This window comes from Neptunomonas japonica DSM 18939, assembly GCF_000422765.1.
In the GTDB taxonomy this organism is placed as follows: Bacteria; Pseudomonadota; Gammaproteobacteria; order Pseudomonadales; family Balneatricaceae; genus Neptunomonas; species Neptunomonas japonica.
Genome location: NZ_AUGR01000002.1, coordinates 1 through 12,684 on the forward strand (window position 1 = coordinate 1; position 12,684 = coordinate 12,684).

At 43.9% G+C, this 12,684-nt stretch carries 13 protein-coding genes; 3 read left to right on the plus strand and 10 right to left on the minus strand.

Annotated elements, in window-relative coordinates; genetic code table 11:
• Window positions 1–435: 435 nt before the first annotated feature.
• From tatC to G511_RS0102095, 9 genes are all read right to left on the minus strand, one after another.
• Complete coding sequence (tatC, locus tag G511_RS0102055) at window positions 436–1,257, minus strand: twin-arginine translocase subunit TatC (protein WP_028468144.1); 822 nt, start codon at window positions 1,255–1,257, stop codon at window positions 436–438.
• Window positions 1,250–1,615 carry a Sec-independent protein translocase protein TatB gene (gene tatB, locus G511_RS0102060; protein WP_028468145.1) on the minus strand — a complete coding sequence of 122 codons (366 nt, stop codon included), beginning with the start codon at window positions 1,613–1,615 and terminating at the stop codon, window positions 1,250–1,252. Before tatB ends, tatC begins: the two co-directional genes overlap by 8 nt.
• A gap of 14 nt (window positions 1,616–1,629) precedes the next feature.
• Complete coding sequence (gene tatA, locus G511_RS0102065) at window positions 1,630–1,875, minus strand: Sec-independent protein translocase subunit TatA (RefSeq protein WP_028468146.1); 246 nt, start codon at window positions 1,873–1,875, stop codon at window positions 1,630–1,632.
• A gap of 63 nt (window positions 1,876–1,938) precedes the next feature.
• Window positions 1,939–2,271, minus strand: a complete 333-nt coding sequence (locus G511_RS0102070) for a phosphoribosyl-ATP diphosphatase (RefSeq protein ID WP_028468147.1) — start codon at window positions 2,269–2,271, stop codon at window positions 1,939–1,941.
• Between the two features lie 8 nt (window positions 2,272–2,279).
• Complete coding sequence (gene hisI, locus G511_RS0102075; protein ID WP_028468148.1) at window positions 2,280–2,669, minus strand: phosphoribosyl-AMP cyclohydrolase; 390 nt, start codon at window positions 2,667–2,669, stop codon at window positions 2,280–2,282.
• Window positions 2,670–2,764: 95 nt separating this feature from the next.
• Window positions 2,765–4,393, minus strand: coding sequence for a ubiquinone biosynthesis regulatory protein kinase UbiB (ubiB, locus tag G511_RS0102080; protein WP_028468149.1), 1,629 nt, complete (start codon window positions 4,391–4,393; stop codon window positions 2,765–2,767).
• Window positions 4,394–4,466: 73 nt separating this feature from the next.
• The gene (locus G511_RS0102085; RefSeq protein WP_051221443.1) at window positions 4,467–6,008 is read right to left on the minus strand and encodes a GGDEF domain-containing protein; all 1,542 of its coding nucleotides are present in this window, start codon (window positions 6,006–6,008) and stop codon (window positions 4,467–4,469) included.
• Between the two features lie 123 nt (window positions 6,009–6,131).
• The gene (locus tag G511_RS0102090; RefSeq protein ID WP_028468151.1) at window positions 6,132–6,764 is read right to left on the minus strand and encodes a thiol:disulfide interchange protein DsbA/DsbL; all 633 of its coding nucleotides are present in this window, start codon (window positions 6,762–6,764) and stop codon (window positions 6,132–6,134) included.
• A 116-nt stretch (window positions 6,765–6,880) separates the two neighbouring features.
• The gene (locus tag G511_RS0102095; protein WP_028468152.1) at window positions 6,881–7,483 is read right to left on the minus strand and encodes a c-type cytochrome; all 603 of its coding nucleotides are present in this window, start codon (window positions 7,481–7,483) and stop codon (window positions 6,881–6,883) included.
• A 207-nt stretch (window positions 7,484–7,690) separates the two neighbouring features.
• Between G511_RS0102095 and yihA the strand changes: the two genes are divergently transcribed.
• A complete protein-coding gene (yihA, locus tag G511_RS0102100; protein WP_028468153.1) occupies window positions 7,691–8,344 on the plus strand; it encodes a ribosome biogenesis GTP-binding protein YihA/YsxC in 654 nt (217 codons plus the stop codon).
• Window positions 8,345–8,556: 212 nt separating this feature from the next.
• Here the strand turns inward: yihA and polA are convergent, their stop codons facing one another.
• Entirely contained in the window at window positions 8,557–11,307 is a 2,751-nt protein-coding gene (polA, locus tag G511_RS0102105) for a DNA polymerase I (RefSeq protein WP_028468154.1), read from the minus strand.
• Between the two features lie 101 nt (window positions 11,308–11,408).
• Here polA and G511_RS0102110 point away from each other — a divergent pair, with 101 nt between their 5' ends.
• Window positions 11,409–11,693, plus strand: a complete 285-nt coding sequence (locus tag G511_RS0102110) for a DUF2782 domain-containing protein (RefSeq protein WP_028468155.1) — start codon at window positions 11,409–11,411, stop codon at window positions 11,691–11,693.
• A gap of 4 nt (window positions 11,694–11,697) precedes the next feature.
• Window positions 11,698–12,675: a homoserine kinase gene (locus G511_RS0102115; protein ID WP_028468156.1), complete on the plus strand. Its 978-nt coding sequence runs from the start codon at window positions 11,698–11,700 to the stop codon at window positions 12,673–12,675.
• Window positions 12,676–12,684 lie beyond the last annotated feature (9 nt).

Consider the following 12,684-nt stretch of genomic DNA (forward strand, 5'->3'; position numbering starts at 1 on the left):
TGTTCGCTAGGTTGCTTATCCTGATAAAGCTTTTGTAGCTTCGTCCTGACAAGCGCCCACACGAATTATCTGACCAATCTGTTAAAGAGCGCTTGAACGTGTCGTTCAAGTGAGGCGCATATTCTACCGAACGCCTCGCTGGTGTCAACCTTTATTTTGCAACTTTCTGAAACTCATTTGGCTGCAAAACCAGACACCAACTACTAATCTAAAAACCTTGAAAATATGTTAATTATCAAGAACTTAAAAACCAGTACCTTCTCATCTAAGCCACCCTTTTGAGGGGCTTCCTTGGGAAGAGGTGCGCATTCTACAGACACCCTCAAAGGAGTCAACACCCAGCCCTAAAAAAAGTCATTTATTTGCCATAAAAGCCCTAAAACAACAAAGGCGCCACGAGGGCGCCTTTATTTTGATTTCTTACTACTGGATACATTATGAATTCTGGCTATTTGCCTCATCTTCATCAATGGCAGCGTCTAACTCATCATCCAGATCATCTGCATCCTCTTCTGTTTTTTTCACGAAGAATTTGGACAGAACAATACCTAACTCAAACAACAACCACATAGGAAGAGCCAAAAGACTCTGCGAGATAACATCCGGTGGTGTTAACAACATCCCGACAACAAAACAACATACCAGCACATAAGCACGCTTCTCTGTTAGCGCTTTTGCGGTAGTAGCGCCTGACCAGATCAGTAATAGTGTTGCTATTGGGATTTCAAAAACAATTCCAAAAGCAAAGAACAACTTCAATACAAAATTTAAATAACTACTAATATCCGTCATGATAGCTACGCTTTCAGGACCCGTACTAGTAAAGAAGCCAAAAATCAGCGGGAAAACAACATAGTAGGCAAAAGCTATTCCGGCATAAAACAAAAACACACTGGAAATAAGCAACGGAGTTGCTAATCGCTTCTCATGATTATATAAGCCAGGAGCAATAAACCCCCATACTTGATGCAAGATGAAAGGAATACCAAGAAAAATTGCTAGCACTAACGTCAATTTAAACGGAGCAAAAAATGGCGAAGTGACATCGGTCGCTATCATACTGGTGCCTTCTGGCAGCAGCGCTGTTAGCGGTGCAGAAAGGTATTCATATAGATCATTAGCAAAATAGAACAAACAAAGAAACACAGCAAATACGATAATAAGAATACGCATCATGCGCTGGCGTAACTCTACAAGATGTGAGACCAACGTTTGTTCCTGCTCTTGCTTTGGCGTCTCGCCTAGCTGATTACTCATTAGCGGGCTTTTCAGGTTTAGCGACACTGGTAACAGCAGCTACATCATCGCTTTGTTCTGTGATTGGAGAAGAAGTCGCTGTAGCGATTGGAGAGTCATCTGCAAACGCCTGATTGAAAGGCTGCTTCATTTCATTTAGTTCTTTATCGAGCTCTTCTTTCTGGATAGAGGCCGTTCGTCTCATCTCATCAAGGCGCAGCTCTTCAGATATTTCACTCTGAATACTAGAAACAGCACGTTTAGCTCGCCCCATCCATAAGCCGACAGCACGCACAGCGGTCGGCAGCTTTTCGGGCCCCAGCACAATCAGCGCAACTACGCCTATTAATAGTATTTCAGCAAAACCTATATCAAACATTCAACAGATCCGTATTATTTTTGATCAGTCGATTGTTCCTGCTTTGCTGCAGGCTTACTCTCTTCTGTAAAGCTAGCATCTTGCTCTTGTTGTTCAATTTTTTTTGCATCTTCAGGCTCTTCTTTAATCGCTTTTTTGAAGCCTTTTACTGCACTGCCTAAATCTCCACCAATATTGCGAAGCTTTTTAGTACCGAACAATAAAACAATGATTCCAAGTACGATCACTAACTGCCAAACACTAATTCCACCAAAACCCATTTTATTTCTCCTCAATATCTAGAGCGCCAGAAGGCGATACAAATAACGCCATTGATAACGATTTTATGGCTTATTGCGCGATTCTTTTTCAACTAAGCCCGACATATCAAAACGGCGAGCCAACTCGTTTAAGACAGCTTGCGGCGACTCATCTAAATGAGACAGCATCACTAAGCTGTGAAACCATAGATCCGCAGTTTCATAAACCACATCACTTGTATTACCAGAAAGCTTGGCATCTTTTGCCGCAATAATTGTTTCTACTGCTTCTTCGCCAACTTTCTCTAAAATCTTATTCAGGCCTTTAGCATGTAGGCTTGCTACATAAGAGGCTTCAGCAGGGGCATTTTTCCGCTCTTCAAGAATCTTGCCCAACTGTGTCAACACATCACTCATCGGACTACTTACCCTTTGTAGATGTCATCAGGATTTTTGAGGACAGGATCAACAGGCTCCCATTGGCCATCACGCAAGACGCTATAAAAACAGCTCTCTCTTCCTGTATGACAAGCAATTCCACCCTTTTGCTCAACTTGCAGCACAAGCACATCATTATCGCAGTCTAACCGCACTTCATGAAGAACCTGCACATGTCCTGACTCTTCGCCTTTACGCCATAACTTCTGACGAGAACGCGACCAATAAATAGCACGCTGCTCAGTAACCGTAAGCTGTAATGCTTCCTGGTTCATCCAAGCAACCATCAGTATGCGCCCAGTTTTATAATCCTGAGCGATTGCAGGTATCAGACCTTTCTCATCCCACTTAATACTTTCTAGCCAACTATCTGTCATTTTTCTACAACTATTCGGTCTCAGAGAAGGGCAAGCATACCGGATCAACTAGATAAGCTCCATCCCAGATATTACTCATATTGATCTATCTCTACTTATTTAAGGAGAAGATAAACACCTAAACCACCTAATGCCCAGCCCATCAAACTCAACTGCTCTAGCCATTCATGACTAGGCCCGTGCCCAAACCACAATGCAGCAACAATACAAGGAACCGCAAGCAATCTCTTTCTGCTAGCTTTATGACTGCGCTCTTCCTCTTTTTGAGCAAGCTCTATCATGGCCGTACGATTTTGCAGTGGTTGATTTTTAACCTGTTGCAAGGTATCAAAAGCAAGCTGAGGAATATGCGGCATTTTATCCAGCCAGTCTGGAACCTGCTGCTTTAGTGTCCTATAAGCAGCCTTAGGACCCACTCTATCTTTCATCCATGACTCAAGAAAAGGCTTACCTGTTTGCCACAAGTCTAGTTCTGGATACAACTGCCTGCCCAAGCCTTCAATATTCAACAAGGTTTTTTGCAACAATACTAGCTGCGGCTGCACTTCCATATTGAAGCGCCGAGCTGTTTGAAATAGCCCCAATAATACCTGCCCAAAAGAGATATCTTTTAGCGGTTTATTAAAGATTGGTTCACATACACTGCGAATTGCTGTCTCAAACGCTGTGACATTTGTATCAGCAGGCACCCAGCCAGAATCAATATGCAGCTGTGCAACTTGACGGTAGTCCCGTGTAAAGAAAGCTAAGAAGTTACGCGCAAGGTAACTTTGGTCTTCTGCTGTTAACGAGCCAATAATTCCAAAGTCAACAGCGATATATTGAGGTGTTACTGGGTTCTCTCGTGAAACAAAAATATTTCCTGGATGCATATCAGCATGAAAGAAGCTATCTCTGAACACTTGAGTGAAAAAAATCTCAACTCCACGTTCAGCTAAGGTTTTCATATCGGTTCCTTGCGCCCGAAGCTCGCCCACTTCGGCTACAGGAATACCATAGATGCGCTCCATAACTAAGACATTTTGGCGTGTGAGATCCCAATAGATTTCAGGCACATAAAGAATATCTGAATCTTCAAAGTTACGTTTGAGCTGGGAGCCGTTTGCCGCTTCTTTTCTTAAATCCAGTTCATCAAACAGGGTTTGCTCATATTCAGCGACTACTTCGACAGGGCGTAACCTGCGCCCTTCCTGCCATGCAGCATGAACCAAGTGCGCAAGCGTATACAATAATGCTACGTCTTTTCTAATGGTTTTGACTATGCCTGGACGAATAACTTTTACAACAGCTTCGCGACCATCTATTAACGTTGCTTCATGGACTTGCGCAACCGATGCTGAGGCTAGCGGCTCAACATTAAAAGCAGCAAACAACTCAGCTACCGGCTTGCCCAATGATTTTTCGATTATTAACTGAGCTTGCGGGCCAGAAAATGGAGGAACATTGTCTTGTAATCGCTTTAGTTCATTGGCGATATCATCGGGCAGCAAGTCTCTACGCGTTGATAGCATTTGCCCGAACTTTATGAAAACAGGCCCCAGCGATTCCAAAGCCAAACGCAGGCGAACACCTCGTGGCTGCGTCGCTTTAATCAAGTATCGCCACGGCATTAAATACAGGAGAACTCTCAGATACCAAGGCAATGGCAAATCATCAAAAAAGGTATCAAGACGATAACGAATAATAGTATTAGCTATTTTCAAACTTCGGGAGAGGCGTCGCACCGGGAAAAATCCTATAAATACAGAGCTAAATCAGCGGCACAAGTGTGCCCGTTCCCGCTCGATAGGTAAAGCGTTAGCCGATACAAACACGGTTACGCCCTTCTTGCTTCGCTTTATAAAGCGCTGCATCAGCACGATCAAATAATGCATCCTTAGTATCTGTCTCACGCGTCTGGGTCACCCCAAAAGACATCGTGATCGTCACGGGCTTACCATGAAAGTTGAAAGGGCTCTTACTAATAGACTCTCGCAGCTTTTCAATCGCTTTAGCGCCCTCTTCCGCTTCTGTTGCCGGCATAAGAATAACAAATTCTTCTCCACCAAAGCGCGCAACAAAATCAGAAGCTCGTAAGTTTCGCAATAGCACCCGAGAAATCAAACGTAAAACCTTATCTCCAGCTAAGTGTCCATACGTATCGTTAATACGTTTAAAAAAGTCTAGATCGCCAACAGCCACTGAAAAGCCTTGCTTATATCGCCCCCAACGCTCAAATTCTTTATTCAAGTGATCATCATACGCAGAACGGTTAGGTAGCCCGGTGAGAGAGTCCGTTCTAGCTTTTAAACGCTCTTCTTCCATATGCGCTTTAACACGCTTGGTTTCTTCCTCCATTTCTGAAACATGCTGCATCAAGGCATCATAACGCGCATGCAACCGCTCGTCACGATCCTCCTCCCCGCGCTTAAACTCATCCATCGCGCGCACAATTTCAAGGAGTTGGGATGAAACTGACATCTTCAACTCACTTAAATCATGGGAGTCTTTCACTACCTTACTAATAGCACCAACATCGTGCCTTACCTGTTGATCCAACTGCTTATGTGCATCACCAGCGATAGCTTGCTCGGTATGACTTTCTTCAAGAAAACCCTGCACTTCAACTAGCTGGGTATTCAAATTAATCAGATAGTTTTCAAAGTCTTCATTACTAGTAACCGCGGCCAGCTGAGCTAGCTCAACCACTTTTGCAAGAACACCTGTCAATTGCTCTAATGTAAGGCCTTTTTCAATACTGATTACTAAATCATGTGCTTTTTTTCTTCCCTCTCTAGTCAGATTAAGCACACCAATTAATTGAATAAGCTCTGAGCCAATCAAAGACAAATCAACATCAACGGCTAACTGGTTTTTTGCTGTGCTTAGCTCCGTTTTCATCGAAGCCAACACCTTGACTTGCACAGCAACAAGAGAATTGATTAACGGGGGAAATTTATACAAGCGCTCCACAGAGTCAGCCGTAACACTCTCTAATTCCGCTAATGTATTAAGCTCCGATGCACCAACCCTGAAGTGTTTTTTTAACTGATGAACCCAGGCTATTACGGCATTAGTAATAGACTGGGAAGTATCTTCCCTGGATTGATCTAGCTTACGCACATGTTTTTCTATGCTAGTAATAACTTTTTTTGATGGAGAGACCTGCGTAGGGCTATTAAGCGTGTTGCGTAGTGATGTAAGCGCCTGGTCTAAATCAGGAGATTGCCCCTGAAGCCCAAGCGTCATATGAGAAACGGCCAAGCGTAACTGGTCATTGCTCTGGTTTTTCTCCAGTTTATCAATTTCCAACGCCGCTTCTTTATACTTCTTTTTCCAGTCGATAGGTTCCTTACTCACTCTGTCTATCCGTTTATTGATGGCTACTCATTTAATATTAGTTCAAAGAAGCCGTATTTCCTATCATACAGTTACGAAAAAGCCGCCTATATAAGGCGGCTTATTTATCGCAAAGCTACACGCTTATTGCGCTAACGCTTTTTGCTCTTTTTCAACGAGGTAATTAACAACATCTAGCATCTGCTTTTGCCCACCAGCCATGACCGCTGTGATACGATACTTGCCATTCACAACAAGCGATGGCACACCGTCCACCTGATAGCCACGCACTTTGGAATCACCTTGATTCATTTTAGTATTCACCGCAAATGAACTAAAAGTTTTTTCGAACTTAGCTCGATCAACGCCCAGGTCAGCATAATAATCTGCTAGATCATCCATATTTCTGAAACGCTTTTTCTGAAGATGAATTGCATCAAACATCGGTTGATGTGTTTTTTCTACATCACCTAGTAACTCGGCCGTGTAATAAGCACGCGCCATAGGTTCCCAGCTACGACCAAACACAACAGGAATTCGCTTAAAGTCGACAATTTCTGACTGTCTCTTGTGCCATGCCTCAAGCATTGGCTCAAAACTATTACAATGAGGACAAGGGTAACCGAACAACTCTGTGACCTCGACTTTTGTGGGATCAGCTGTCTTAACAGTAGAAGGCAACTCTACAAAATGTTTGCCCGCTTCATACTCTTGTGCAGCCGAAGCCGTTGTACCTAAGCCTAAAACCAATAGGACAGACATTAAAGTCTTCCACATATTATTTCTCCGATTACATTGTCTGACTTTTCAATCTGACAATGACTACATTAAAGGGTTCACCCATAAACACAAAAAGGCAGCCGAAGCTGCCTTTTTTATAAATAGCTTAAGACTTAATATAAGCCTTGAACATAACTAGAAACAGCTTTGATCTCTACATCGCTAAGTTTAGCAGCGATATCACGCATCATTGCTTGCGGGTCATTGCTACGCGAGCCTACACGAAAATCTTTCAACTGTTTTTCAGCATAAGCAGCATGCTGCCCACCTACTGCGGGGAAACCTGCAGCAGCCATGCCTTTACCATTAGCTGCATGACAAGCAGTACAGGCTGGAATACCCTTTTTAGCCAAACCTGCACGATAAATTTGCTGGCCCAGCTCTAACTGATCCTTAGCAACTTTTCCGCCTTGAATAGCGTTACCAGAGTAATACGCGGCAATATCTTCCATATCCTGATCGCTCAGGTTATCTAACAAGCCAGTCATCTCTACAACAGGACGAGTTCCCGCTTTAATCTCTTTCATCTGCTTAACGAGATAAGTGGCATTTTGGCCTGCTAACTTAGGAAAGTTGGCAATTGCACTGTTACCGTCTGCACTATGGCATGCCGCGCAGACTGCTGTTTTTCCTTTTCCCGCTGTCGCATCACCTGCCGCATTCGCTACACCAGTGATACCTAAGGTTAACAGTAAGCCGATCAGTAGTTTATTCATGATTAACCCAGACTCTTGTCATTCAGTAAAATGAATGTTTATTTTAACATCAACAAGTGACGTCAAAACAAACCGTAAATCTTTATTATGCCTTGCCACTAGAGCTAGACTCTGTTCAAGGGTAAAATTTGGCGGCATTATAACTTAATATCCACACAAACTGGAACGGTTAATATAGAACCAATCCCTTTAGGTAACCTAAAGTCTATGACTGCTAACGTGAATTCTATCCATTATAACGCTGCTCGTTTTTTGATCAGTGCCGATAAATTGAGCCAGTGTCCAGAAGATAGCGGAGCAGAAGTTGCGTTTGCAGGGCGTTCTAACGCAGGTAAGTCCAGCGCTATTAATGCACTTACGAATAACGGAAAGCTTGCCCGCACCTCTAAAACGCCGGGAAGAACTCAACTTATCAACTTTTTTGACCTGAACATTGAAGGGTTACGCCTAGTTGACCTACCTGGCTACGGTTATGCAAAAGTGCCTATCGCCATGAAAGAGCACTGGCAAAAGCATCTAGACCAGTATTTACAACAGCGTTACAGCTTAAAAGGCGTGGTGTTAGTGATGGATATTCGCCACCCAATGAAAGAATTTGATTTGATGATGATCGAGTGGTGTAAATCAACACACGTTCCATTGCATGTACTATTAACTAAAGCAGACAAGTTAAAACGTGGCCCTGCCCAATCAATCGTATTAACACTGCGCAAAGAACTAACACAGATATTAGGCGATAAGGTCAGTGTACAGTCCTTCTCTTCTTTAAAGCGCGCGGGTGTTGATATCTTGAGTGCACGCTTGGATGAGTGGCTGTCACAAGGTTTTGATGAATACGAAGAAGAACCAGAAGAAAGCTAAGTGATGTAAATAGATCCCCAGACAAAGCCCTGAAGGGGGAGAGGGCTATATCTGGGGTAATGCATCCTGCTATAAATACACATCGGTACTGTTTGTACTGAACTATCGTACTGAACACTAAAAAGGGGAACTTTTACGATGTATATAACTAATGACTACCAAGTTATTAGTTAAGTTCCCGGATTGTTCAAAAAAAATACAGTTTATTGAAATTAATGCGCTTGCTCCCAATTTTCGCCACTTCCCGCCTCTACAATTAAAGGTACATCAAGTTCCGCTGCATGCTGCATTTGCTCAGAGACCTGCACACTAAACGCCTCAACCTGATCAGCCCTAACCTCAAAGACCAACTCATCGTGTACCTGCATAATCATGCTGGCATCAAAGCCGCTATCAGGAAGCCATTGATCAACTTTAATCATTGCCCGCTTAATAATGTCAGCTGCTGTCCCTTGCATCGGCGCATTTATCGCTGTTCGTTCTGCAGCTTGACGCTGAATGGCATTACTCGCATTAATTGCAGGCAGATATAAGCGCCGTCCGTATACGGTCTCTACATAACCCTGAGTTTTAGCTTTATCGCGAATGTCTTCCATATAATTTTGCACCCCTGGGTAAGTAGCAAAATAATGTTCAATGTATTTTTTCGCATCATTACGGCCAATACCCAACTGCTTCGCCAAACCAAATGCTGACATTCCATAAATCAAACCAAAGTTGATCGCTTTTGCGCTACGACGCTGATCAGCGGTGACCTGGCTGAGCTCAGTTTTAAAGACTTCCGCAGCTGTCGCCTTGTGGATATCTTCTCCCTGTGAAAAGGCATTGAGCAAGCCCTCATCACCCGACAGGTGCGCCATAATGCGCAGTTCAATCTGAGAGTAATCGGCAGCCACCAATACATAGCCTTCAGGTGCGACAAAGGCATGCCGAATGCGTCTACCTTCAGCCGTTCTTACGGGGATATTTTGTAAGTTTGGATCGGTTGATGAAAGCCGCCCTGTAGCGGTTATTGCCTGATGGTACGAAGTATGAATACGCCCGGTACGCTTATTAATCATCAGAGGTAGCTTATCCGTATAGGTCGACTTCAGCTTACTCAGGCTACGGTGTTCAAGAAGCAACTTCGGTAGTTCATACTCCAACGCCAGCTCTTGTAAAACTTCTTCAGCCGTGGACGGTACGCCTTTGGGTGTTTTCTTACGCACAGGTAGCTGCATTTTTTCAAACAGTATGACTTGTAGTTGCTTAGGCGAAGCCAGATTAAACTCTTCACCTGCTAATTCATGCACCGAGCGCTGCAGCTCTGCAAGACGCTGCTCTATCTCTAGACTCTGCTTGCCCAGTAGGTTTGCATCCACTTTAGCACCATGGCGCTCAATTTTAGATAACACAGGAATCAATGGTCGTTCTATGCCGGTAAAAACACGACTTAACGATGCCTCTGTGGATAACTTTGCATCTAATGCTTGATGTAAACGCAACGTGATATCAGCATCTTCAGCCGCATATGGGCCTGCCTGCTCAAGATCAACCTGATTGAAAGTCAGCTGCTTCTTACCTTTCCCGGCAATCTCTTCAAAGGTAACCGTTTTAACACCCAGATACTTTTGTGCAAGGCTATCCATATCGTGGCGGGTAGCCACTGAGTTCAACACATAAGATTCCAGCATCGTATCAAAAGCAACGCCTTTTAAGTCGATGTCATAGCGAGCTAACACGTTCATATCAAACTTAATGTGTTGACCTACTTTTTTGTGAGCATCACTTTCTAATAACGGCTTTAACTGTGCTAAGACTGAGTTGCGATCCAGCTGAGCCGGTGCTCCCATATAATCATGCGCTAAAGGAACATACGCGGCCTCTCCTGCCTCTACTGCAAAAGAAACACCGACGAGTTCAGCTTCCATATAATCTAACCGGTCCGTTTCTGTGTCAAAAGCAAAAAGGTCAGCGGATTTAAGCTTTTCAAGCCAACGGTCTAGTTCGGCCTGCTCAGTAATCACCTGATAGTCTACGCTTTGCGGTATGTCTGGCATCGCAGCTACTGCGGCCTTTTCGACTGCTACCGCTTCAATGCCTTCTTCAAGCTCCTTTACCCAAGTGCGAAATTCATAGGTATTGAAGAGTTCCAAAAGTTGCTCTTTATTCTGTTTGGGGTGCTTTATATCTGAAAGCTCAAAATCTAGTGGGACATCCGTTTTAATCGTGGCTAGCAGATACGATAAGTCAGCCGCTTCTCGATTCTCTTCCAATTTTTTTGCCATTGTTTTCGAACCACGAAAACCTAACGTAGCAATATCACCCAAACGTTGATAGAGCTCTGAAATCCCACCAATACCTTGCAATAAAGCCAGTGCCGTTTTTTCTCCAACACCCGCTACACCTGGAATATTGTCGCTTTTATCACCCATCAATGCTAAAAAATCGATGATTAGATTAGGAGGAATGCCGTACTTCTCTTCAACTCCTTTCTCATCCATTACAGTATTTGTCATGGTATTAATTAAGGTGACATGCTTATTCACCAGTTGAGCCATATCCTTATCGCCCGTGGAAATCAAAATATCACAACCTTGCTCAGTCGCCTGCAAAGCCATAGTGCCTATCACGTCGTCCGCTTCCACACCTCCCTCAACAATTAGTGGCAACCCCATTGCACGGATAATGTTGTGTATCGGCTCTATCTGTAAGCGCAGATCATCTGGCATAGGAGGGCGATGTGATTTATATTCTGCAAAAATCTCATCACGGAACGTCTTTCCTTTAGCGTCAAAGATAACGGCAATACGGCTGTCGGGATATTGGTTAATCAAGCTACGTATCATCGAGGTGACTACACGGATAGCACCACTAGGCGTGCCATCACTGGTCCGTAAATCCGCTTGTTGAGAAGCAAAAAAAGCACGGTATAAATAAGATGAACCGTCGACTAAAATAAGGGGGGCTGGTTGCTGGGTCATTATCAATCCGTCAGTTAGTTATCCCTGAGACTTTACAGAGCAAGTGTCCGGGCTCACAATCATAGTAAAAATGGCACGACCAAACCAATGGGTATGGAAGAATGAGTAAACAATTACTGATATTACTGGCACTTTTTATGTCAGTTACCGCTTTTGCCGCAGGTGTACCTGGAGATCCTGAAGAGGGACAGCCAGAGATTAGTATTCATCATCAGGATGATACCACCTATTACGAATACCGTATCAATGGTGAGCTAAGAGAAATTAAAGTGGTGCCATCCGTTGGTAAGCCCTATTATCTGGTTCCTTCAGAAGGACATGGATCTATGGTCCGTATTGAAGAATCATCACTCCTGATCCCTAAGTGGGTTATTTTTCGCTGGTAATCACGTGGCCGTATATACACAACTTTCGCAAGACGACATGACAAACTTACTCGTCCAGTATGACTTAGGGCAGTTAGTTTCCTACAAAGGCATTGAAGGCGGTATTGAAAATACCAATTACTTCGTGACGCTCGAAAAAGACCATCAGCAAACTGAATATGTGCTGACAGTGTTTGAAGAGTTTGGCATGGACGATATGCCCTTCTTTGTAGAACTCACAACCTGGCTAGCTGAGCGGCAATTACCCGTGCCATTTCCTTTTAAGGACAGTAACGGTATTGCACTCAAAAAGTTGCATAACCGCCCGGCACTCATACAGCCACGCTTTAGCGGCGAGCATGTTGCTCAACAAGATTTAACCCCTGAGCACTGTGCCTCTATCGGGACGCACCTGGCCAAATTTCACCTAGCAGCAGAAAATTTCTATTTACGTCGACAAGCGCATCGCGGAGTTTTCTGGTGGCGACGTGAAAGCCAGAATATTCAACGCTACTTAAGCAAAGAAGATGGCGAGTTACTCGCTCAAGAAGTTCGCTTATTTGATGAGCTACGCGAACAACCTTGGGGGCTTCCAATGGGTATCATTCATGGCGATATGTTTCATGATAATGCGCTATTTGAAGGTAACCAGGTATCGGCTATTCTTGATGTTTATAATGCCGCGACAGCCTTCTTATTATTTGATTTGGCGATCGTCGCTAACGACTGGTGCACTCTACCCGACGGAACGATTGATACTCAACGTGAGCAAGCATTATTAAAAGCTTATCATGCCCAAAGGCCTTTCACCGCTGATGAGTACAAAGCATGGCCACAGCTGACACGCACTGCTGCCATGCGTTTTTGGTTATCACGCCTTATTCCTGCATGTGGCATTGAGCAAGCAGGCCGCCAAAGTGGCGACATGGTGATTAAAGACCCTGATGAGCTTAAACGTATACTACTCAATCGCATCGCAACCCCTTCGAGCCTGCCTAGCTAAAAACTAGGC

Coding starts and splice junctions, on each gene's coding strand:
- G511_RS0102110 (WP_028468155.1), top strand. CDS start 11,409: ATGAGTAAACAATTACTGATATTACTGGCACTTTTTATGTCAGTTACC.
- G511_RS0102095 (WP_028468152.1), bottom strand. CDS start 7,483: ATGAATAAACTACTGATCGGCTTACTGTTAACCTTAGGTATCACTGGT.
- hisI (WP_028468148.1), bottom strand. CDS start 2,669: ATGACAGATAGTTGGCTAGAAAGTATTAAGTGGGATGAGAAAGGTCTG.
- tatA (WP_028468146.1), bottom strand. CDS start 1,875: ATGGGTTTTGGTGGAATTAGTGTTTGGCAGTTAGTGATCGTACTTGGA.
- polA (WP_028468154.1), bottom strand. CDS start 11,307: ATGACCCAGCAACCAGCCCCCCTTATTTTAGTCGACGGTTCATCTTAT.
- G511_RS0102090 (WP_028468151.1), bottom strand. CDS start 6,764: ATGTGGAAGACTTTAATGTCTGTCCTATTGGTTTTAGGCTTAGGTACA.
- tatC (WP_028468144.1), bottom strand. CDS start 1,257: ATGAGTAATCAGCTAGGCGAGACGCCAAAGCAAGAGCAGGAACAAACG.
- G511_RS0102070 (WP_028468147.1), bottom strand. CDS start 2,271: ATGAGTGATGTGTTGACACAGTTGGGCAAGATTCTTGAAGAGCGGAAA.
- tatB (WP_028468145.1), bottom strand. CDS start 1,615: ATGTTTGATATAGGTTTTGCTGAAATACTATTAATAGGCGTAGTTGCG.
- yihA (WP_028468153.1), top strand. CDS start 7,691: ATGACTGCTAACGTGAATTCTATCCATTATAACGCTGCTCGTTTTTTG.